This is a genomic window from Streptomyces sp. ISL-66, from assembly GCF_018614135.1.
In the GTDB taxonomy this organism is placed as follows: Bacteria; Actinomycetota; Actinomycetes; order Streptomycetales; family Streptomycetaceae; genus Streptomyces.
Genome location: NZ_JAGGOW010000094.1, coordinates 1 through 18906 on the forward strand (window position 1 = coordinate 1; position 18906 = coordinate 18906).

The window sequence follows — 18906 nt, forward strand, 5'->3', positions numbered from 1 at the left end:
ACCCCGAGCTCCGCCGTCAGGACCGCGCGGGTCGGGGCCCGGCCGGTGTGGACGAGCTCCAGCGCGGGGCCGAGCGCGCCGCGGCCCCGTTCCAGCTTGGTCCGCGCGGAACCGGTTGACGCTACCGGCACCGCGGGGGCGGACACCGCCGGCGCGGACACCGCCGGCGCCGCGGGCGCGGCCGCGGCGGTCGCGGGCGCCCCTTGGGTCTCGTCGGTCTTCCCGGTCCCAGCGGACACCGCGGTCACATCCCCCACCCGCGGCGGGGCCCCGTTGCCGTTCATGACAGCGATCCTCGCACGAGCGGAGCTCCGGGAACGCCGTCCGCTAGCCGAGCCCGCCGACCCTGAGGGTGATGTTCAGCCGCCCGGTCAGCCCGAGGCCGGGCGGAGCGGTGCCGGGCAGGACCTTCGGCACCCCGTGATAGGCCCGTCGGGCCGGTCCGCCGAAGACGAACAGATCCCCGCTGCGCAGCTCGACGTCCTGGTACGGACGCCCGCGCGAGTCGGTGTTGCCGAAACGGAAGAGGCAAGAATCACCCAGGCTGAGGGAGACGACCGGGGCCGGGGAGCGCTCCTCGGCATCGCGGTGCATGCCCATGCGGGAGTCGCCGTCGTAGAAGTTGATCAGGGCGATGTCGTACGCGGCGTCGAGCCCGGGCAGATCCAACGGATCACGCGGATCCCACCCGTTCCCCGACTCCCGCCCGCCCGGTCCGTGCTGCCCGGCCTGCCCGGCCTGGCCGTTCTGGCCGGCCAGGCCGTTCTGGCCGGCCTCCAGCCCGTAGGCGGCGGTCACCGCTTCCTTTCCCAGCCGTGCGAGCCAGCCGGGCATCGGTTTGACCGGCGCCCCGTCGCCGTCCACGGCGGTGGACGCGTACGCGTACGGATACCAGTGCAGCCCCAGGCACACCTGCCGGGCGGTCATCGTCCCGCCGCCCGGGGTGCGCACGGTGCGCAGCCCGGCGGGCGGCCTGGCCCATTCGCGACAGGCGTCCAGCAACTCCCGTTGCCGTAACGGGTCGAGCCAGTCGGGCACGTGCACGGCACCGGGAACGATCTCGGTGCGCTCGCGCGGGAAGAACTCGCGCGGGAAGAGTTCGCCATCCATGTCCTCCATTGTCAGTCCCGGCTGGCAAACTCCGGGCATGGAGATCACGGAGTATCTGAAGACCCTTGCCCACGAGGGCGAATTGCTCGCCGACGCGGCCGAACGGGCCGGCACCGACGCCCTTGTGGCCACCTGTCCCGAGTGGCGGATCGCCGATCTACTGCGGCACACCGGTTCGGTGCACCGCTGGGCGACCCGGCTCGTCGCGGACGGCCTGCTGGAGCCGGCGCCGTTCCCGCAGGCACCGGAGCTCGCGGGCGGGGAGCTGGCGGCCTGGTTCCGCGAGGGCCACGCGGCGCTGGTGCGGACACTGACCGAGGCCCCCGCCGATGTGGCGTGCTGGACGTTCCTGCCGTCGGCTCCGCCGTCTCCGCTGGCGTTCTGGGCGCGACGCCAGGCCCACGAGACCACCGTGCACCGGATGGACGCGGAGTCCGCGCTGGGGGTCGAATTCGAGCCGGTGGAGGCCGAGTTCGCGACCGACGGGGTGGACGAGCTGCTGACCGGCTTCCACGCGCGGCCGAAGAGCCGGGTGCGGACGACCGAGCCCCGGGTGCTGCGGGTGCGGGCGTCCGACACGGGCGCGGTGTGGACCGTACGCCTGTCGCCGGAGCCGGCGCGCACCGTGCGCGGCGACGCGGACGACACACCGGCCGACTGCACCCTGACGGGCGAGGCCTCCTGGCTCTACACGGCCCTCTGGAACCGCCTGCCCCTCACCGGTCCGGGCGTGACGGGCGACGCGGAGCTGGCCCGCCTGTGGACGGCCACGGCCGGCATCTGACCACGGCACGGTCCTGGAGCTCTACCCGGCCAGGCCGTCGGACCGATGCCCTGCGGCCTGGGCTGGCCCTCGACGGGAGCACCGCGCGTCCGCCCCTCGGGCCGGGGCGGTACCAGCGCGTCGACCCCGACGGGCGGACCATCGAGATCGAGGTGTCCGGGCCCGGGGCCCAGCGGGGGCCGGCCCGGTCGGCTTCGGCGTAAGGTTTCGCCTCAGCCGAGGGAAGAGGCGTGGGTGGTCTGGGAGCCGTATTCCCAACTGGGCTGCGCGTTCCAGGGGTTCGGCATCTCCGCGCTCGTGGCGTACGCGTAGCCCGCGCCGCGTTCGAAGGCGGTGCGGAGCGTGGCGCGCATCGCGGCGGCGTCCGGGACGTCGTGGACGAGGTGCCAGAACGCGGTGCCGCTCGGGTCGAGTTCGCTGCCCGCGCGGTACCCGGTGAGGTCGTTGAAGACGTTGCCGCCGAGCCAGCCGCCGCCCACGTACGCCGCGTAGGTGTCCTCGTAGGTGACGAAGATGTCGGCGGTCCGGTGGCCCGGCTCCAGGTAGCAGTCCGCGATGGCCGTGCCGGGGTTGTTGACCACCAGGTCCGCGGCGTCCGAACCGGGCGCTACCGCCTCCATGGTGTCCTGGACGTATCGGCGCAGCTCCGCGTAGTGGTCGCGGACGGCGTTGGCGGGGCCGCAGTCGCGGCTGACGACGTCGAAGAAGATCCCGTCCACGTGGAGGCGGCCATCGGCGGTCTTCAGGTAGTTGTCCACGGAGTCCTTGACGGCGGCGAGGGGGCGATTGCCGTGGTCGGTGTGGACGTAGCCGAGCACCTTGGTCTTCTCGCCGGTGGAGGTCGTGCCCGAGCGCAGGGCGTCGGCACGGGCCCGCCAGGGGTCATCGAACGGGGAGTCGCCGTTGCCCGGGTTGAGGACGACGACGGAGGCGGCCGGGCCGGTGGCGGTCAGGTCGACGAACATCGGGTCGTCGGCCCAGACGTACGCGGGGACGGCTATCTCCAGGCCGCGGACGCCCGGTTTCCGGGGGGTCGGGGTCACCGCGGGGGCCACGGCGGGGCTGCGCGCGGGGGCCGGGGCCGCCGCCGAGGCCCGGCCCTAGGTCGCCGAGGCGGTGACGGCGGGCGCCGGCGCGGCCAATAAGGCGGTGGCGAGGACGGCGTAGAGGGCCTTCGCGGCGCGGGTCATGACTGCTCCTCGGGCTGCGGCAGGGAGGCGACCCGAGGAACAGTAGACGCGCGGCCGGTCACCGCACGGCGGAACCCTTGGCTTCGGCGTGAAGAACTGACAAGCGAGGTTTCTTAGGGGGCGTCACACCGCGGGCAGTCCCACCCCGTGCGCCAACTGGTCGGCGGCGTGCGCGAAGAAGGCGTCCCGGTCTTCGACGATCCGGGTGAACTGGCCGAACAGCTCGAAGGAGACGAGCCCGAAGAGCTGCGCCCAGGCGGCGACCAGGGCGGCGGTGACCTCCGGGGGGAGCCCTTCAGCGAAGTGCCCGGCCATCCGGACGGCTTCGGGGCGCAGTTCGGCGGGGAGCGGCGGGAGGGCGATGCCGCGGCCCTCGTGGGCGGCGCGGGCGATGCCGATGAGGGCATTGCCGACGCGGGAGGCGGGGCCGATGGTGTCGAGGGGGGCGGTGTATCCGGGGACCGGGGAACCGTAGATGAGCGCGTACTCGTGCGGATGCTCCAGCGCCCAGGCGCGGACCGCCTGGCAGACGGCGATCCAGCGGGCGCGGGGGGCGGCGCCGGCGGCGAGCGTACGGGCGTCCGCCGCCTCGGCGGCGGCGCCGACGCTGTCGTAGGCGTCGACGATGAGCGCGGTGAGCAGCTCGTCGCGGCTGGGGAAGTAGCGGTAGAGGGCGGAGGAGACCATGCCCAGCTCGCGGGCGACGGCGCGCAGGGAGAGTTTGGCCGCGCCCTCGGCCGCGAGCGCGCGGCGGGCCTCGTCCTTGATGGCGGCGGTGACTTCGATGCGGGCCCGTTCGCGGGCCCCTCGGACGGGACTCATGGGGCTCAGTGTGGCACGCGATCAGAGCACTGCCCAAAAAAGGGAGCTCCGATCACATCAGAGAGCACTGCTCTTGATTTAGAGCGACGCTCCGTGCACACTGTTCTCAAGCGAGAGCACTGCTCTCCCCATCGCCTCGGAGGCCGCCATGAACGCGCCCACGCCCTACTACGTCCAGGCAAGCCCGCTCGGCGTGCGCTTCAACGCCTTCTTCGGCAAGCTCGCCCGCCTCGGCATCAGCCTGGCCGGGACGGCCGAACTGTCGGTGCGCGGCCGCACGTCCGGTCGGATGCAGCGCATCCCGGTGAATCCGTACACGCAGGACGGCGTGCAGTACCTGGTCTCGGCCCGCGGCCACTCCCAGTGGGTGCGCAACATGCGCGCGGCGGGCGGCGGCGAGCTCCGCGTGGGCCGCAAGGTGCGCACCTTCACCGTCACGGAGATCACCGACCCCGTCGAGCAGGCCGTCGTCCTGCGCGGCTACCTGAAGAAGTGGGGCTGGGAGGTCAACCGGTTCTTCAACGGCGTCACCGCGAAGTCCTCCGAGGCAGAACTCCAGGCCGCCGCCCCCGACCACCCGGTGTTCCGCCTCACGGTCACCCGCTGACCGAGCTGAGGCCGGGGCCGGAGCCCCGACCCAGGTCCGGGGCCGGGGCCGGGGCCGGGGCCCGAGCCCGAGCCGGGGCTGAAGCCGGGGCCGAGGCGGAAGTCGAGGCCGGGCCGGACCTGGGGCCGGTTCCGAGGTCAGGCCTCGGATCCGCCTCCGGATCCGCCTCCGGATCCGCCCCCGGACCCGCCCCGGCCCTCACCCTGGTTCCGCGCCTGCCGGGTGTCCAGCAGGTGCAGCGCCTTGCGCGCCAGCGGGTACGTCCGCACCATGTCGGCCAGCGTCATCGAGCCGCGCGTGATCCGCGCGAAGGCCAGCCACGCCGGCCGGAAGCCGGTGATCGCCGCGTGCAGAACACCCGGCCTGGACTCGAAGACGGCCACCATCCGCTTGCCGACCCCCATCTCCACACCCAGCCCCGCCTTGACGGCGAAGGCGTAGTTGAGCGCCTGCCGCCGCGCGTCCACCGCGTCCTGGGCCTCGGAGATCTTGACGGCCCATTCCCCGGCGAGCCGCCCCGAACGCAGCGCGAAGGAGATGCCCTCCCGGGTCCACGGCTCCAGCAGCCCGGCCGCGTCCCCCGCGACCAGGACCCGGCCGCGCGAGAGCGGGGATCCCGGCTTGCGGCAACGGGTCAAGTGGCCGGAGGATATGGCCGGTTCGAAGCCGGCCAGGCCCAGGCGGGCGATGAAGTCGTCCAGGTACCGCTTGGTCGCGGCGCCTTCGCCCTTCGCCGAGATGACCCCGACCGTGAGGGTGTCGCCCTTGGGGAAGACCCATCCGTAACTGCCGGGCATCGGGCCCCAGTCGATGAGGACCCGGCCCTTCCAGTCGGCGGCGACCGTGCCCGGGACGGGGATCTCCGCCTCCAGACCGAGATCGACCTGGTCCATCTCGACGCCGACGTGCGCGCCGATCCGGCTCGCGCTGCCGTCCGCGCCGACCACGGCCCGCGCCAGCACGGTCTCGCCGTCGGCGAGCACCACCGCGACGGTGCGCCGGTCGGGCACGGACGCCCCGTGCTGCTCCACCCGCGAAACGGCGGTGCCCGTACGGACGGTCGCGCCGGCCTTCTCCGCCTCCACGACCAGCGCCGCGTCGAACTCGGGGCGGTCGATCAGCCCGAACAGCATCTGCTTCGAACGTCGCGTCCTGGTGAACTTCCCGTTCAGCGAGAAGGTGACCGCGTGGACGCGGTCCTTGAGGGGCAGCACGAAACCCGGCGGAAGGGCGTCGCGCGAGGGGCCGATGATGCCGCCGCCGCAGGTCTTGTACCGGGGCAGTTCGGCTTTCTCCAGCAACAGGACGCGTCTCCCGGCGGTCGCCGCCGCGTGCGCGGCCGAGGACCCGGCCGGCCCGGCCCCGACCACGACCACGTCCCACACCTCGCCGGTCCCCCCGGCCGTCTCCGCGTCCGCCCCCTGAGCGGCCCGCCCTGCTGCCGCGCCGTGTACGTCGCCGCTGTCGCTCTCGTCGCTGCTCACGATGTGCTGCTGCTCCTGATCATGCGGTTCATGCCGTGCTCCGATACCGGGGAAATCCTACGGCGCGAGTCGGCCCGCCCCGCTGTGCGAGGATCGGGACTGTTCGCCGTCAGCCCGCATGCGCCCACCCCGCGGACGCGGGAGGCGTACACACATACCAACGTCGCACCCAAGAGGAGCGTGCCCATGTCTTCGCACCCGATCGCCGAGACCATCGCCTCACTGATGCCCCGCGCCAAGCAGGAGCTGTCGGAGCTGGTGGCTTTCCAGTCGGTGGCGGACTGGGCACAGTTCCCCAAGAGCGAGAGCGAGGCCGCGGCGAACTGGGTGGCCGACGCGCTGCGCGTCGAGGGCTTCCAGGACGTGGCGCTGCTTGACACGCCCGACGGCACCCAGTCCGTCTACGGCTTCCTGCCCGGCCCGGCGGGCGCGCCGACGGTGCTCCTGTACGCGCACTACGACGTGCAGCCCCCGCTGGACGACGCGGCCTGGATCTCCCCGGCCTTCGAGCTGACCGAGCGCGACGGCCGCTGGTTCGGCCGCGGCGCGGCGGACTGCAAGGGCGGGTTCATCATGCACCTGCTCGCGCTGCGCGCCCTGAAGGCCAACGGCGGTGTGCCGGTGAGCGTCAAGGTCATCGTCGAGGGCTCGGAGGAGCAGGGGACCGGCGGTCTGCAGCAGTACGCGACGGCGCACCCCGAACTGCTGACCGCCGACACCATCGTGATCGGCGACGCGGGCAACTTCCGCACCGGCCTGCCGACGGTGACGGCGACCCTGCGCGGGATGACCCTGCTGAAGGTCAAGGTCGACACCCTCGGCGGCAACCTGCACTCCGGCATGTTCGGCGGGGTCGCCCCCGACGCGCTGGCCGCCCTGATCCAGGTGCTGGCCTCGCTGCGTGCGGCGGACGGTTCGACCACGGTGGACGGGCTGGCCTCGGACGCGGTGTGGGAGGGGCTCCAGTACCCGGAGGCCGATTTCCGCGCCGACGCGAAGGTGCTGGACGGGGTCGAGCTGATCGGCGAGGGCACGATCGCGGACCGGCTGTGGGCCCGGCCTGCGGTGACCGTGCTGGGCATCGACTGCCCGCCGGTGGTCGGCGCGACCCCGTCGGTGCACGCGAGCGCGGGCGCGCTGATCAGCCTGCGGGTGCCGCCGGGCGTGGACACCGTGCAGGCGATCAAACTGCTGGAAGCGCACATGGTGACGCACACCCCGTGGAAGGCGCGCCTCGAACTCGAAGTCGTGGGCCAGGGCCAGCCCTTCCAGGCAGACACCGACAGCCCGGCGTACGCGTCGATGGCGCAGGCCATGAAGGTGGCGTACCCCGGCCAGGAGATGCAGATCAGCGGCATGGGCGGCTCGATCCCGCTGTGCAACACGCTGACCTCGCTGTACCCGGAGGCGGAGATGCTCCTCATCGGCCTGAGCGAGCCTGAGGCGCAGATCCACGCGGTGAACGAGAGCGTCTCCCCCGAGGAGCTCGAGCGCCTCTCGGTCACCGAGGCGCTGTTCCTCGTCAACTACGCGGCGTCCAAGCGCGCCTGACGCTCAGCCATGAGCGGATCCCGCTCCCGGCGTAATCTCCGCCGGGGGCGGGAGCCGCCCGCGTACGTTCGGGCCATGGATCTCGTCGAAGTCATCCCCGAACGCCTCCACATGCTCCGCTTCCCCATCGGCCAGGCCTACCTCTGGCGGGACGGGGCGACCCTGACCCTCATCGACGCGGGTCACGCCGGTTCGGCGGACGCGATCGAAGGGGCGATACGTTCGCTCGGGCTGCTCCCGGAGCGGCTGGAGCGGATCGTCCTGACCCACTGCCACGGCGACCACTTCGGGGCGGCGGGCGAACTCGCCGCCCGCTGGGGCGCGCGGGTGCTGGCGCACGAGCTGGACACGCCAGTGATCCGCGGTGAGCAGCCGGTTCCGGAACCGGTGCTGCTGGACTGGGAACTGCCCCTGTGGGCCCAGGCCCTGACGGTCCCGCAGGCCCCGCCGACCCCGGTGGACCAGGAGTTGACGGACGGGGAGGTGCTCCCCTTCGGCGACGGGGCGGTCGTCGTCCACGCTCCGGGTCACACCCCGGGCAGCATCGGCATCCATCTCCCGGCGCACGGAGTGCTGTTCACGGGTGACTGCATCGCCGGCGTCGTCCAGGTGATGCTCGGCGTCTTCAACGTGGACCGCGCCGAGGCCGTCGAATCCATGCTCCGACTGGCCGCACTGGAACCGTCGGTGGCCTGCTTCGGCCACGGGGACCCGCTGACGTCGTACACTGCCGCCACCCTCCTCGCAGCGGCGGAAGCGGCAGCCGCACCCGAGACCCACCCTTCGCCCGCGCCGACGGGCTGAGACGGACAGAACGCCCGCCCCACCCCGCTACGGAACCGCCCGGCCCGCCTCCAGGTAGGCCGCACGGCCCCGGTCGCGGGCCCTCACGGCCCACCGCAGGCGCTCGTACCGCACCTCGGGGAGCAGGCCGGCCGCCTCGTCCTCGGTCACGAAGCGCCACGCCCGCAGCTCCGGGCCCGGCAGCCGCAGCCGTCCGATCTGCGCCGGTGACAGGCGGCCGCCGTCGAACAGCAGCCGCAGTCCCCCGTACCCCGCCGGGGGCTCCGGCGGCTCCCAGTCCACGACCAGGAGCTCCGGCGAGCGTTCCAGTACGAGCCCGAGTTCCTCCTCGACCTCCCGGACGCCCGCGCACGCCGGGGCCTCGCCCGCCTCGACGACGCCCCCGGGGAACTCCCAGCCCGCCTTGTACGTCGGATCCACCAGCAGCACCCGGTCCGCGTCGTCGAAGAGCAGCACCCCGGCCGCCACGGTCTCCCGCGTCGGCTGCGGGGTCTGCACGATGTCGCAGACCCGAGCGGCGTCGGTCCGGACGGCTTCGGCGATCCGCTCCGCGGTCTCGCGCACGGTCAGGGCCCCGTTGTCGACCACGTGCGCGTCGGCCGTCAGCCAGCCCAGCGCGTGCTGGTAGGCAGGAATGTGGTCGTATGCCCACTGGCGTACCCGCAGGTCCGCGTCCGGCTGTGGTCCCGGCTCCTCACGGGTCGCGATCCGCTCGCGCAGGATCGTTTCCGCCGGGGCCAGGAGCACGTGCCGCACCGCGATCCTGCGGGCCGCGAGCCCGCCGAAGATCTCGTCCCGGTACTCCTGCCTCAGCAGGGTCATCGGGACCACCAGCACCCCGCCCAGCTCCGCGAGCATCGCCGCCGCCGTGTCCACGACCAGGCGCCGCCAGCTCGGCAGGTCCTGGTAGTCGGAGACCTCCGCGAGGCGCTTGCGCGGCAGCAGCACGCGCAGCGCGTCACCGATGAACTCCGGGTCGAACAGCGTGCTCTCGGGCAGGAGCCCGGTCAGTTCGCGGGCCGTGCTGCTCTTCCCGGCGCCGAAGGTGCCGTTGATCCAGACAATCACGTCTGCCCCTCTCCCGATGCCCCCAATGGCTTGCCCGCACCACCCTGCCACGGAAACCCCGCCACCCCTGGTGAGTGCATATCCTCAAGTCAGGGCCCTGCCGCCCCGACCGCCCGGCCGCCCGCCGGCCCGCTCCACCGTCCGGCCGCCCGACCGTCCGACCGCCCCTCCCGGAGGCTTTGAACCGTGCCGCACACCCGCCGCCCGCCCGAACCCCGCTACGGCAACCGGCCGACCATGAAGGACGTGGCGGCCCGGGCCGGCGTGGGCCTGAAGACGGTGTCGCGCGTGGTCAACGGCGAGCCGGGAGTCACCCCGGACACCGAGAAGCGGGTCCAGGACGCCATCGACGCCCTGGGATTCCGCCGCAACGACAGTGCCCGCGTGCTCCGCAAGGGCCGGACCGCCACCGTCGGCCTGATCCTGGAGGATCTCGCCGACCCCTTCTACGGTCCGCTCAACCGGGCCGTGGAGGAGGTGGCCCGCACGCACGGCGCGCTGCTCATCAACGGTTCCAGCGCCGAGGACCCGGACCGCGAGCGCGAGTTGGCGCTCGCCCTGTGCGCCCGCCGGGTCGACGGCCTCATCGTGATCCCCGCCGGGGACGACCACCGCTACCTGGAGCCGGAGATCCGCGCCGGGGTGGCCACGGTGTTCGTGGACCGCCCGGCGGGCCGGATCGACGCGGACGTCGTCCTGTCCGACAACTTCGGCGGCGCCGCGGACGGGGTGGCCCACCTGATCGCGGGCGGCCACCGCCGGATCGGTTTCATCGGCGATCACCCGCACATCCACACGGCGACCGAGCGGCTACGGGGCTACCGCGCGGCCATGGAGTCCGCCGGTCTCCCGGTCCACCCGTCCTGGGTCTCCCTCGGCTCGACGGCCCCCGACCGGGTCGCGGCCACCGCCCGCGCGATGCTGTCCGGCCCGGAGCCGGTCACGGCGGTCTTCGCCGGCAACAACCGCGTGACGGTCACGGTCGTACGGGTCCTCGCGGCCCGGCCCCGGTCCGTGGCACTGGTCGGCTTCGACGACTTCGAACTCGCCGATCTGCTGCGCCCCGGCGTCACCGTCGTCGCCCAGGACGCGGCGGCGCTGGGCCGGGTGGCCACGGACCGCCTCTTCCAGCGCCTGGCCGGCGCAGGCCTTCCCCCGGCCCGCATCGAGCTCCCGACCCGCCTGGTCCCCCGGGGCTCGGGCGAGATCCCGCCGGTCGGCGGATGAGACCCGCGGGCCCGAAGGAGCCCGGGACGCCGAAAGGCCCGGCCGGGGGCAGACCGGCCGGGCCCCGTTCGGGGTGCTACGACGCTCAGGCGGTCGCCGTCAGCGTCGCCGAGCGGCGCGGGATGGCGAAGGCGTCGAGCTCCGCGCGGGTCAGGCCGGTCAGGGCGGTGACCTCCTCGGTGCCGACGGCGCCGCAGTCGAGGCCGCGTACCAGGTAGCCGGCCAGCGCCTTCGCGGTGGCGGGCTCGTCCATGACGTCGCCCTCGATCTTGGCGACGTACGCCTTCAGGCGCGCGGCGGCCGTCTCCAGGCCCTCGCGGTAGAAGACGAAGACGGCCGCGTAGCGGGTCGGCAGGTGCGCCGGGTGCATGTCCCAGCCCTGGTAGTAGGCACGGGCCAGGGCGCGGCGGGTCAGGCCGTAGTGCAGCTTCCAGGCCTCGTGGACGTGCTCGGTCGTGCCGATCGGCAGGACGTTGGTCGAGCCGTCGGAGACGCGTACGCCGGTGCCGGCGGCCGCGACCTGCATGATCGCCTTGGCGTGGTCGGCGGCGGGGTGGTCGCTCGACTGGTAGGCGGCGGACACGCCGACGCAGGCGCTGTAGTCGAAGGTGCCGTAGTGCAGGCCGGTGGCGCGGCCCTTGGAGGCTTCGATCATCCTGGCGACCGCGGCGGTGCCGTCGGAGGCGAGGATGGACTGGCTGGTTTCGATCTGGATCTCGAAGCCGATCCGGCCCGGACGCAGGCCGCGGGCGGTCTCGAAGGCCTCCAGCAGCTTGACGAAGGCCGTGACCTGCTCGGGGTACGTGACCTTGGGCAGGGTCAGGACCAGACCCTCGGGCAGGCCGCCGTGGGCCAGCAGACCGGACAGGAAGATGTCGGTGGTCCGGATGCCGCGGTCGCGGACGTTGGACTCCATGCACTTCATGCGGATGCCCATGTACGGGGCGTTCGTGCCGTTGGAGAAGGCTTCGGCGACGAGGCGGGCGGCGCGGGCCGCGGCCTGGTCCTCCTCCTCGTCGGAGCGGACGCCGAAGCCGTCCTCGAAGTCGACGCGCAGGTCCTCGATGGGTTCGGAGGCGAGCTTGGCGCGGACGCGGTCGTAGACCGGTACGGCCAGCTCGTCGGAGATGCCCAGGACCTTGGCGAAGGTGGCGGCGTCCGGGGCGTGCTCGTCGAGGGCCGCGAGGGCCTGGTCGCCCCAGGAGCGGATGGTGTCCTCGGCGAAGGCGTCACCGGGGACGTAGACCGTGTGGATGGGCTGACGGGTGCCGGGGTCACCCGGGTAGTGGCGCGCGAGTTCCGCGTCCACCGGCGCGAGGGAGGCGCTGATGCCCTCGCTGACCGCGCCTGCGAGGCTCGTTGCCACCTTCTCCTGCTGACCCATCGTGCACTCTCCTATTTTCCGCTTCACGGAATATTAGATCCGCATTACAGAATTTAGTCACGGGGTTCCGCTCAGTCAATGGTCCCTCGGCGGTCCTGGGCAAACGACTCGGGGCCGTGTGGTGAGAAACACCACACGGCCCCGGAGACCACTTACCCGCAGGTCAGCGCCTGCGGCAAAGTTTTAGCCCTTGCGCGCCTTGATCTCGTCGGTCAGCTGCGGGACGACCGCGAAGAGGTCGCCGACCACGCCGTAGTCGACGAGGTCGAAGATCGGGGCCTCGGCGTCCTTGTTGATGGCCACGATGGTCTTCGAGGTCTGCATGCCGGCCCGGTGCTGGATCGCGCCCGAGATGCCGGAGGCGATGTACAGCTGCGGGGAGACCGACTTGCCGGTCTGGCCGACCTGGTTGGAGTGCGGGTACCAGCCGGCGTCGACGGCGGCGCGCGAGGCGCCGACGGCCGCGCCGAGGGAGTCCGCGAGCGCCTCGATGATGTGGAAGTTCTCGGCGCCGTTGACGCCGCGGCCACCGGAGACCACGATCGCGGCCTCGGTCAGCTCGGGACGGCCGGTCGACTCGCGCGGGGTGCGGGAGGTGACCTTGGTACCGGTGGCCAGGGCGCCGAAGGTGACGGCGAGCGCCTCGACGGTGCCGGCGGCCGGAGCGGCCTCGACCGGGGCCGAGTTCGGCTTCACGGTGATGACCGGGGTGCCCTTGGAGACGCGCGACTTGGTGGTGAAGGACGCGGCGAACGCGGCCTGCGTCGCGACCGGGCCCTCGTCACCCGCCTCCAGGTCGATGGCGTCGGTGATGATGCCCGAGCCGATGCGCACGGCCAGACGGGCGGCGATCTCCTTGCCCTCCGCGGAGGACGGGACGAGCACGGCGGCCGGTGAGACGGCGTCGTACGCGGCCTGGAGCGCGTCCACCTTCGGTACGACGAGGTAGTCGGAGAACTCCGGGGCGTCGGCGGTGAGGACCTTGACCGCGCCGTGCTCGGCGAGCACGGCGGCGGTGGCTTCGGCGCCGGCGCCCAGGGCGAGGGCGACGGGCTCGCCGATGCGGCGGGCCAGCGTCAGCAGTTCGAGGGTGGGCTTGCGGACGGCGCCGTCGACGTGGTCGACGTAGACGAGGACTTCAGCCATGGGGGATGCTCCTGCGAATGCGAAGTAGTCAGGGGGCGTTTTGAGGAGGGGCCGGAGCTCTTGGACGAACTTCCGGCCGGCCAGGCTGCTGCCTAGATGAACTTCTGCTCCGCAAGGAAGCCGGCCAGCGCCTTGCCGCCCTCGCCCTCGTCCTTGACGATCGTGCCGGCGGTGCGGGCCGGACGCTGGGTCGCGGAGTCGACCGCGGTCCAGGAGCCTTCGAGACCGACCTCGTCGGACTCGATCTCCAGCTCCTCCAGGTCCCAGGACTGCACCGGCTTCTTCTTGGCGGCCATGATGCCCTTGAAGGACGGGTAGCGGGCCTCGCCCGACTGGTCCGTCACCGAGACGAGCGCCGGGAGGGAGGCCTCCAGCTGCTCGCTCGCCGAGTCACCGTCGCGGCGGCCGGTCACCACACCGTCCTCGACCTTTACCTCGGAGAGCAGGGTGACCTGCGGGACGCCCAGGCGCTCGGCCAGGATCGCCGGGAGGACACCCATGGTGCCGTCCGTCGAGGCCATGCCCGTGATGACCAGGTCGTAGCCGGCCTTCTCGATCGCCTTGGCCAGCACCAGCGAGGTGCCCATGACGTCGGTGCCGTGCAGGTCGTCGTCCTCGACGTGGATCGCCTTGTCGGCACCCATCGAGAGCGCCTTGCGCAGCGCGTCCTTCGCGTCTTCCGGGCCCACCGTCAGAACGGTGATCTCCGCGTCGTCGGCCTCGTCGGCGATCTGCAGCGCCTGCTCGACGGCGTATTCGTCGAGCTCCGACAGCAGCCCGTCCACGTCGTCCCGGTTGACGGTCAGGTCCTCGGTGAACTGCCGGTCGCCAGTGGCGTCGGGCACGTACTTCACACAGACAACGATCCTCAGGCTCACGCCGGCTCTCCTACCGCATCGACATTTCTGGTACCGCCTTGTTCAGGCAGCATAGGCGCCATCTCGGGCCGTTCCCGACGGGGGCGGCCCGCGCTCCGAAGGGAATGTTACTCGTCAGTACACAATGGCGCCCGCCAGGTTGCAAGGCCCGCGAACTGTGATCTGGCCAACGCCGCCCGACCGGCCCCGGCAGGGACGATTCAGTCGCGCAACGCGTTGAAGCGTCCCTGGTGGTACAGCAGCGGACGCCCTTCCCCCGCCGGGCCGCCCGCCGGCTCCGCGGCCGGGTCCCCGGCCACCACCTCCGCGATGACCACGCGGTGCACGCCGGCCGGCACCCGCGCCACCACCCGGCACACCAGCCACCCCAGGACTCCGCCCAGCACCGGGACCCCGTGCGGGCCCGGCGCCCAGTCCGTGGCCGGGCCGAAGCGGTCGGCCCCGTTGCGGGCGAACAGGCCCGCCAGCTCCTGCTGGTGTTCGCCGAGTATGTGGACGCCGAGGTGCTCGCTGTCCCGTACCCCGGGCCAGCTGGAGGACCCGGTGCCGATGGTGAACGACAGCAGCGGGGGTTCGGCCGACACGGAGTTGAGCGAGGTCGCGGTGAAGCCCACGGGCCGGCCGCCGCTCTCGGCGGTGATCACGGCGACGCCCGCCGCGTGCCGGCGGAACACCGAGCGCAACAGGTCGGGCGAGCCGGGCAGGCCGGAGGCGGAGCGGGGGGACGGAACCGTCGGAGCCGTCATGAAGGGGTTCCCCGTCCGCAGAGCAGGAGTTCGTACCGCATGCCGCAAGCCTGACGATCTCTCGTGTACACAGTCAAGGCGCAACCGGCAGATGTAGGGCGCGTCACTGTGCGTGCGGGCGCGCGTACCGGCGCGCCCGGACCCTGCGGAAAGCGTTCCCGAGCCCCGGAGCCCGTCATACGGCCGCGCCCAGGGCGGCGATCACGTCCGCCTTGCGCGGCATCCCGACGCCCCGCCGCACGATCCGGCCGCTCGCGTCCAGGACGAGCACCGTCGGGGTCTTCTCGATGCCGAGGGCCCGTACGAGGTCCAGGTTCTTCTCGGCGTCGACCTCGATGTGGGCCACGCCCCCGACCATGGCCGCGACCTCGGCCAGGATCCGCCGGGTGGCCCGGCAGGGCTGGCAGAAGGCGCTGGAGAACTGCACCAGGCTGGCCCGCTCCCCCGGCTCCGCGCCCAGTTCCGCGGCGCCCAGCCTGACCACCGGGCCGCCGACCCCGCCGTCGTCGTGCCCCTGGTGCTCCTCGTGCTCGCGCACACGTGCTCCCGTCCGCCGTCGTCCCCGTACGTGCATGGCACCTGTACCGCACGCGCATCCGTACGCGCACCCGTCCGCCGCCCGGTTGCCTCCGTACGCTGATCCGAGCGCCCCGCAGCCGCGCCACATTCCCCGCGTGACGAGAATCTCGCCGGGTAGGAGCGTCTGGGCTGGCCTGCGGCTCGCGTATGGGGCACGATCCCCATGGCCGCGTACCTACGCTGCCGTAACTTCCGGCCGGGAACACCTCCAGGCAGAAAGCGGGGTCTCCCCCACCATGGCTGAGCTCGTCTACCCCCCGGTGATCGGCGCCGCACACGCCCTGTTCCGCGCGCTCGACGTCCGCATAGACCTGAAGGGCACCGAGAACATCCCCCGCAAGGGCGGCGCGGTTCTGGTGTCGAACCACATCGGCTACCTCGACTTCATCTTCGCCGGCCTGACCGCCCGGCCGCAGAAGCGCCTCGTCCGCTTCATGGCGAAGGAGTCGGTGTTCCGGCACAAGGTGTCCGGCCCGCTGATGCGCGCGATGAAGCACATCCCGGTGGACCGCGCCCAGGGTGAGACGGCCTACCAGTACGCGCTGGACTCGCTGCGCTCCGGCGAGATCATCGGTGTGTTCCCCGAGGCCACGATCTCCCAGTCCTTCACCCTCAAGAGCTTCAAGTCCGGCGCGGCCCGCATGGCCCAGGAGGCCGGGGTCCCGCTGATCCCGGTGGCCCTGTGGGGCACTCAGCGACTGTGGACCAAGGGCCGCCCGAAGGACCTCAAGCGCAGCCACATCCCGGTGACCATGCGGGTGGGCGAGCCGCTGGAGGCCCCGGCCGACCAGTACGCCGGCGCCATCACGCGGCGGCTGCGCGAGCGCGTGCAGGAGCTGCTGGACGCGGCGCAGGGCGCCTACCCGGCCAAGCCCAAGGGCACGGAGGACTCCTGGTGGCTGCCGGCCCACCTCGGCGGCACCGCGCCGACGGCGGCCCAGGTCAAGGAAGCCGGCTGACCGGACTCGGCACGGTGGACACGACGGAGCGGCCCCGCCCGGATCCCGGGCGGGGCCGCTCCGTCGTGTCCACGGGCTCCGGCCGGCTCGCCACCGGCCGTCGCCTGCAGGGACGTTACTTCCTGCCCCAGATCTGGAACTCGCCGCGTCCGCCGTTGTCCTCGTTCGGGATCGTCTCCAGCAGGCGGTACTTGCCGCTCTTCTCGAGCTCGGGGATCAGCCTGAGGGACATGTCGTGGCCCTCGTGGTCGTTCAGCACGGCCAGGTCGAAGTAGCCGTTGGCGATCGCGTCCAGGTAGGCCTCGAGGCCCACCCGCTTCTGCCCCTCGGGGTCGGTGTAGTCGATCCAGGTCAGCTCGGTCCACTGCTCGGGCCGGGTCTGGCCGGCCAGGTAGTACTTGGGCGGATTGTTCGGGTCGACGAGGTACTTCCCGTCGGGCGTGACCCGGCCCTTGAGCGACTGCATCAGCTGCGTGGTGTCGGGGTACCAGCGCGACAGTTCCGTGGCCTTGATCGTGCCCTGGACCGCCAGCGCGACGATGCCGGCCCCCACCAGGTACAGGAACAGGTTCGGAACGTAGGGCCCGATGAACCGGTCTATCGCGATGCCGGCGAGCGGCGCCGCGAACAACAGGGCGTAGGCGATGTGCTTGCCGAGCGCCGTGGTGGTGTGCAGGTGCGCCTGGTACGCGGGGATCACGAGCGCGGTGCCGCAGAGCAGGATTCCGTAGCAGATCCGCCACCACCTGCCGGGAGTCGCTTCGGTCGCGTCGAGCCGCGCGTACAGGAAGGCGCCCAGGCAGGCGGTGAAGAACATCAGCCCGCCGAGCTGCAGGCTCACGTCGAACACGGTCCTGGCCGTGTCCACGCTCTGCACGCGGTTCGTGGTCGTCGACCGCAGACCGTCGAGGTGGGCCGTGCCGAACACGTGGAGCGCGGCGCCGAGGAACGCCACCACGAGGGTGGGCAGGACGAGCACGCGCGAGGCCGCCCACCAGTTCCAGCGGCCGCACCTGCGCAGCGCGGCCAGTGCCGCCAGCCCGGCGATGGCCGGGAGGAAGATCAGGGAGGCGTACTTGACGCCGACGGCGAGCGTGACCACGGGCGCGGCCAGCAGGTAGGCCTGGGACTTGTCGCTGCGGACGACGATCCACACGGCCAGGGAGAGCAGCGCGACCGCCGGCGCGTCGTAGGTCGCGAGGACGTTGAGTTCGAGGACCGTGGGCAGCACGGCGTACATCACCGCGGTCCACAGGGCGACCCGCACCCCGAAGAGGCGCCGGGTGGCGAGGTAGAGCAGTGCCGTGGCGCTCAGCATGCACAGCAGGCTGAACGCCCGTACTCCGGTGAGGCCGAGGGCGGAGTCGATCCAGCCCGCGAGGACGGGGTACAGCTCCGGCGCACCGGAGAAGTAGGTGTGCATGCCCCAGTGGGTGGTCGCGACGCCGTGCTGGACGCCGTTCCACAGGATGTGGCCCGAGCGTATGTAGAGCGCCTCGTCGTCGTCGGCGGTCGAGATCGTCCGGGCCGAGAGCAGGGCCTGGACGAGCAGGATCCCGAAGAGCGCCAAGCGCGTGAACAGGCGTTGCCTGGAGGGATTCCAGGCTTGCCGCGAGGCTGCGGAAGACGCTTCGGGACCGTGGGGCTCCACGGCGACGCTCTGGGTGGTCATGGTGTCTTTCGGTTCGCTGTTCACGACGGGCACCACCCCCTCATGTGGCTTCCGCGGCTTCCCGCGAGCAGGTGACGGCGTAAGGCTCACCGGCCGGCCAGGGGGTGGAATCGCGTATCGAATCAGGGCGGACACATGAGTATAGGAGACGGGTACGACACGGCCTTTACATCGGTCACTCCCGGAGCCGCACGGCCGGACACTGCGGACGATTCGGATCCGCTTGCCCGCGGACCGCGTGCCACCGGCGGATATCGTTACCACTCAATTGCCAGGGAATTACCGCTGGACCAACTCGGATTCGGGGCGCAGATGCGACGCACGGCACGACGTGGATCCTGGATCGGCGGCGGCCTCGCGGTCCTCTGCTCGGCCGCCGTGCTCCTCGCGCAGCCGTGGGCCCGATCCCCCGGATCCGCCGGCCCGGGCTCCTCGGGGCGCGTCGCCGAAGTCGTGCCCAGGGACCTCGCCGCCCGGGACCCCAAAGCGACCGATCAGGCGCGCTCCGTCTACAAGATGCTGGCCGACCTGGAGAACTCCGCTCGCGCCGGGCGGCCCGGCGGGACCCTCGCGGGCCAACACGTCGAGGCGCAGAACGAGGCGTACGGCGAGGACTACGGCGACTACCGGGGCGGCAAGGGGGTGGGCTACTACTACAAGAAGGCCGCGGACATCACCGGGCGCCTGCCCGCCTTCGTCGAAGCCGACCTCGGCCCCGGATTCGAGGGACAGGGCTGGGGCGTGGGCCCCCGCCGCGCGTACAACAAGGACTGGCCGGGCTGCCAGGACCGCTGGGGCTACGTCAACGACGTCGTCGACCTGCTCGACTCGGTGTGGAGCGGCCCGGCAGCCGAGCGAGCCGCCCGGGGCGGCGCGGGCGGCGCCGGCGGGGCGG

General features: G+C 72.3%; 18 protein-coding genes and 1 pseudogene. 7 read left to right on the top strand and 12 right to left on the bottom strand.

The window, feature by feature from the left end; translation table 11 throughout:
• Positions 1 to 284, bottom strand: a pseudogene (locus J7E97_RS35915) (hypothetical protein); the annotation flags it as partial.
• Positions 285 to 327: 43 nt separating this feature from the next.
• On the bottom strand, positions 328 to 1110 hold the full coding sequence (locus J7E97_RS18405; protein WP_215028400.1) for an alpha-ketoglutarate-dependent dioxygenase AlkB: 783 nt from the start codon (positions 1108 to 1110) through the stop codon (positions 328 to 330).
• Between the two features lie 37 nt (positions 1111 to 1147).
• Here J7E97_RS18405 and J7E97_RS18410 point away from each other — a divergent pair, with 37 nt between their 5' ends.
• Positions 1148 to 1894, top strand: a complete 747-nt coding sequence (locus J7E97_RS18410) for a maleylpyruvate isomerase family mycothiol-dependent enzyme (protein ID WP_215028401.1) — start codon at positions 1148 to 1150, stop codon at positions 1892 to 1894.
• Between the two features lie 212 nt (positions 1895 to 2106).
• Here the strand turns inward: J7E97_RS18410 and J7E97_RS18415 are convergent, their stop codons facing one another.
• Together J7E97_RS18415 and J7E97_RS18420 are read right to left on the bottom strand one after the other, a co-directional pair.
• Positions 2107 to 2937 (bottom strand): spherulation-specific family 4 protein, encoded by an 831-nt coding sequence (locus J7E97_RS18415; RefSeq protein ID WP_308346573.1) that lies wholly within the window; start codon positions 2935 to 2937, stop codon positions 2107 to 2109.
• A gap of 270 nt (positions 2938 to 3207) precedes the next feature.
• On the bottom strand, positions 3208 to 3906 hold the full coding sequence (locus J7E97_RS18420) for a TetR/AcrR family transcriptional regulator (RefSeq protein ID WP_215028402.1): 699 nt from the start codon (positions 3904 to 3906) through the stop codon (positions 3208 to 3210).
• A 148-nt stretch (positions 3907 to 4054) separates the two neighbouring features.
• On the opposite strand from J7E97_RS18420, the gene J7E97_RS18425 reads away from it, so the two are divergent.
• Entirely contained in the window at positions 4055 to 4513 is a 459-nt protein-coding gene (locus J7E97_RS18425) for a nitroreductase/quinone reductase family protein (RefSeq protein ID WP_215028403.1), read from the top strand.
• Between the two features lie 137 nt (positions 4514 to 4650).
• Here J7E97_RS18425 and J7E97_RS18430 read toward each other — a convergent pair whose 3' ends face one another.
• A complete protein-coding gene (locus tag J7E97_RS18430) occupies positions 4651 to 5898 on the bottom strand; it encodes a geranylgeranyl reductase family protein (protein ID WP_374224178.1) in 1248 nt (415 codons plus the stop codon).
• Positions 5899 to 6183: 285 nt separating this feature from the next.
• On the opposite strand from J7E97_RS18430, the gene J7E97_RS18435 reads away from it, so the two are divergent.
• The gene (locus J7E97_RS18435; protein ID WP_215028404.1) at positions 6184 to 7548 is read left to right on the top strand and encodes a dipeptidase; all 1365 of its coding nucleotides are present in this window, start codon (positions 6184 to 6186) and stop codon (positions 7546 to 7548) included.
• Positions 7549 to 7623: 75 nt separating this feature from the next.
• Complete coding sequence (locus J7E97_RS18440; RefSeq protein WP_215028405.1) at positions 7624 to 8352, top strand: MBL fold metallo-hydrolase; 729 nt, start codon at positions 7624 to 7626, stop codon at positions 8350 to 8352.
• A gap of 27 nt (positions 8353 to 8379) precedes the next feature.
• Here the strand turns inward: J7E97_RS18440 and J7E97_RS18445 are convergent, their stop codons facing one another.
• Entirely contained in the window at positions 8380 to 9420 is a 1041-nt protein-coding gene (locus J7E97_RS18445; RefSeq protein ID WP_215028407.1) for an NUDIX domain-containing protein, read from the bottom strand.
• 237 nt (positions 9421 to 9657) lie between these two features.
• Between J7E97_RS18445 and J7E97_RS18450 the strand changes: the two genes are divergently transcribed.
• Positions 9658 to 10647, top strand: coding sequence for a LacI family DNA-binding transcriptional regulator (locus J7E97_RS18450; RefSeq protein ID WP_251054768.1), 990 nt, complete (start codon positions 9658 to 9660; stop codon positions 10645 to 10647).
• An 85-nt stretch (positions 10648 to 10732) separates the two neighbouring features.
• Here the strand turns inward: J7E97_RS18450 and J7E97_RS18455 are convergent, their stop codons facing one another.
• The 5 genes from J7E97_RS18455 to J7E97_RS18475 form a co-directional block, all read right to left on the bottom strand.
• Positions 10733 to 12031, bottom strand: a complete 1299-nt coding sequence (locus J7E97_RS18455; RefSeq protein ID WP_215028411.1) for an aldolase/citrate lyase family protein — start codon at positions 12029 to 12031, stop codon at positions 10733 to 10735.
• Positions 12032 to 12214: 183 nt separating this feature from the next.
• Positions 12215 to 13177 (bottom strand): electron transfer flavoprotein subunit alpha/FixB family protein, encoded by a 963-nt coding sequence (locus J7E97_RS18460; RefSeq protein ID WP_215028413.1) that lies wholly within the window; start codon positions 13175 to 13177, stop codon positions 12215 to 12217.
• A 92-nt stretch (positions 13178 to 13269) separates the two neighbouring features.
• Positions 13270 to 14055, bottom strand: a complete 786-nt coding sequence (locus J7E97_RS18465) for an electron transfer flavoprotein subunit beta/FixA family protein (protein ID WP_215028416.1) — start codon at positions 14053 to 14055, stop codon at positions 13270 to 13272.
• A 200-nt stretch (positions 14056 to 14255) separates the two neighbouring features.
• Complete coding sequence (locus J7E97_RS18470; protein ID WP_215028417.1) at positions 14256 to 14801, bottom strand: flavin reductase family protein; 546 nt, start codon at positions 14799 to 14801, stop codon at positions 14256 to 14258.
• 175 nt (positions 14802 to 14976) lie between these two features.
• On the bottom strand, positions 14977 to 15375 hold the full coding sequence (locus J7E97_RS18475) for a thioredoxin family protein (RefSeq protein WP_215028419.1): 399 nt from the start codon (positions 15373 to 15375) through the stop codon (positions 14977 to 14979).
• A gap of 241 nt (positions 15376 to 15616) precedes the next feature.
• On the opposite strand from J7E97_RS18475, the gene J7E97_RS18480 reads away from it, so the two are divergent.
• On the top strand, positions 15617 to 16339 hold the full coding sequence (locus tag J7E97_RS18480) for a 1-acyl-sn-glycerol-3-phosphate acyltransferase (RefSeq protein WP_215028421.1): 723 nt from the start codon (positions 15617 to 15619) through the stop codon (positions 16337 to 16339).
• 115 nt (positions 16340 to 16454) lie between these two features.
• On the opposite strand, the gene J7E97_RS18485 is transcribed toward J7E97_RS18480, so the two are convergent.
• Complete coding sequence (locus tag J7E97_RS18485; protein WP_215028422.1) at positions 16455 to 18035, bottom strand: glycosyltransferase family 39 protein; 1581 nt, start codon at positions 18033 to 18035, stop codon at positions 16455 to 16457.
• Between the two features lie 288 nt (positions 18036 to 18323).
• Here J7E97_RS18485 and J7E97_RS18490 point away from each other — a divergent pair.
• Positions 18324 to 18906: hypothetical protein (locus J7E97_RS18490; RefSeq protein WP_215028423.1), on the top strand; the 583-nt coding region annotated here is incomplete at its 3' end.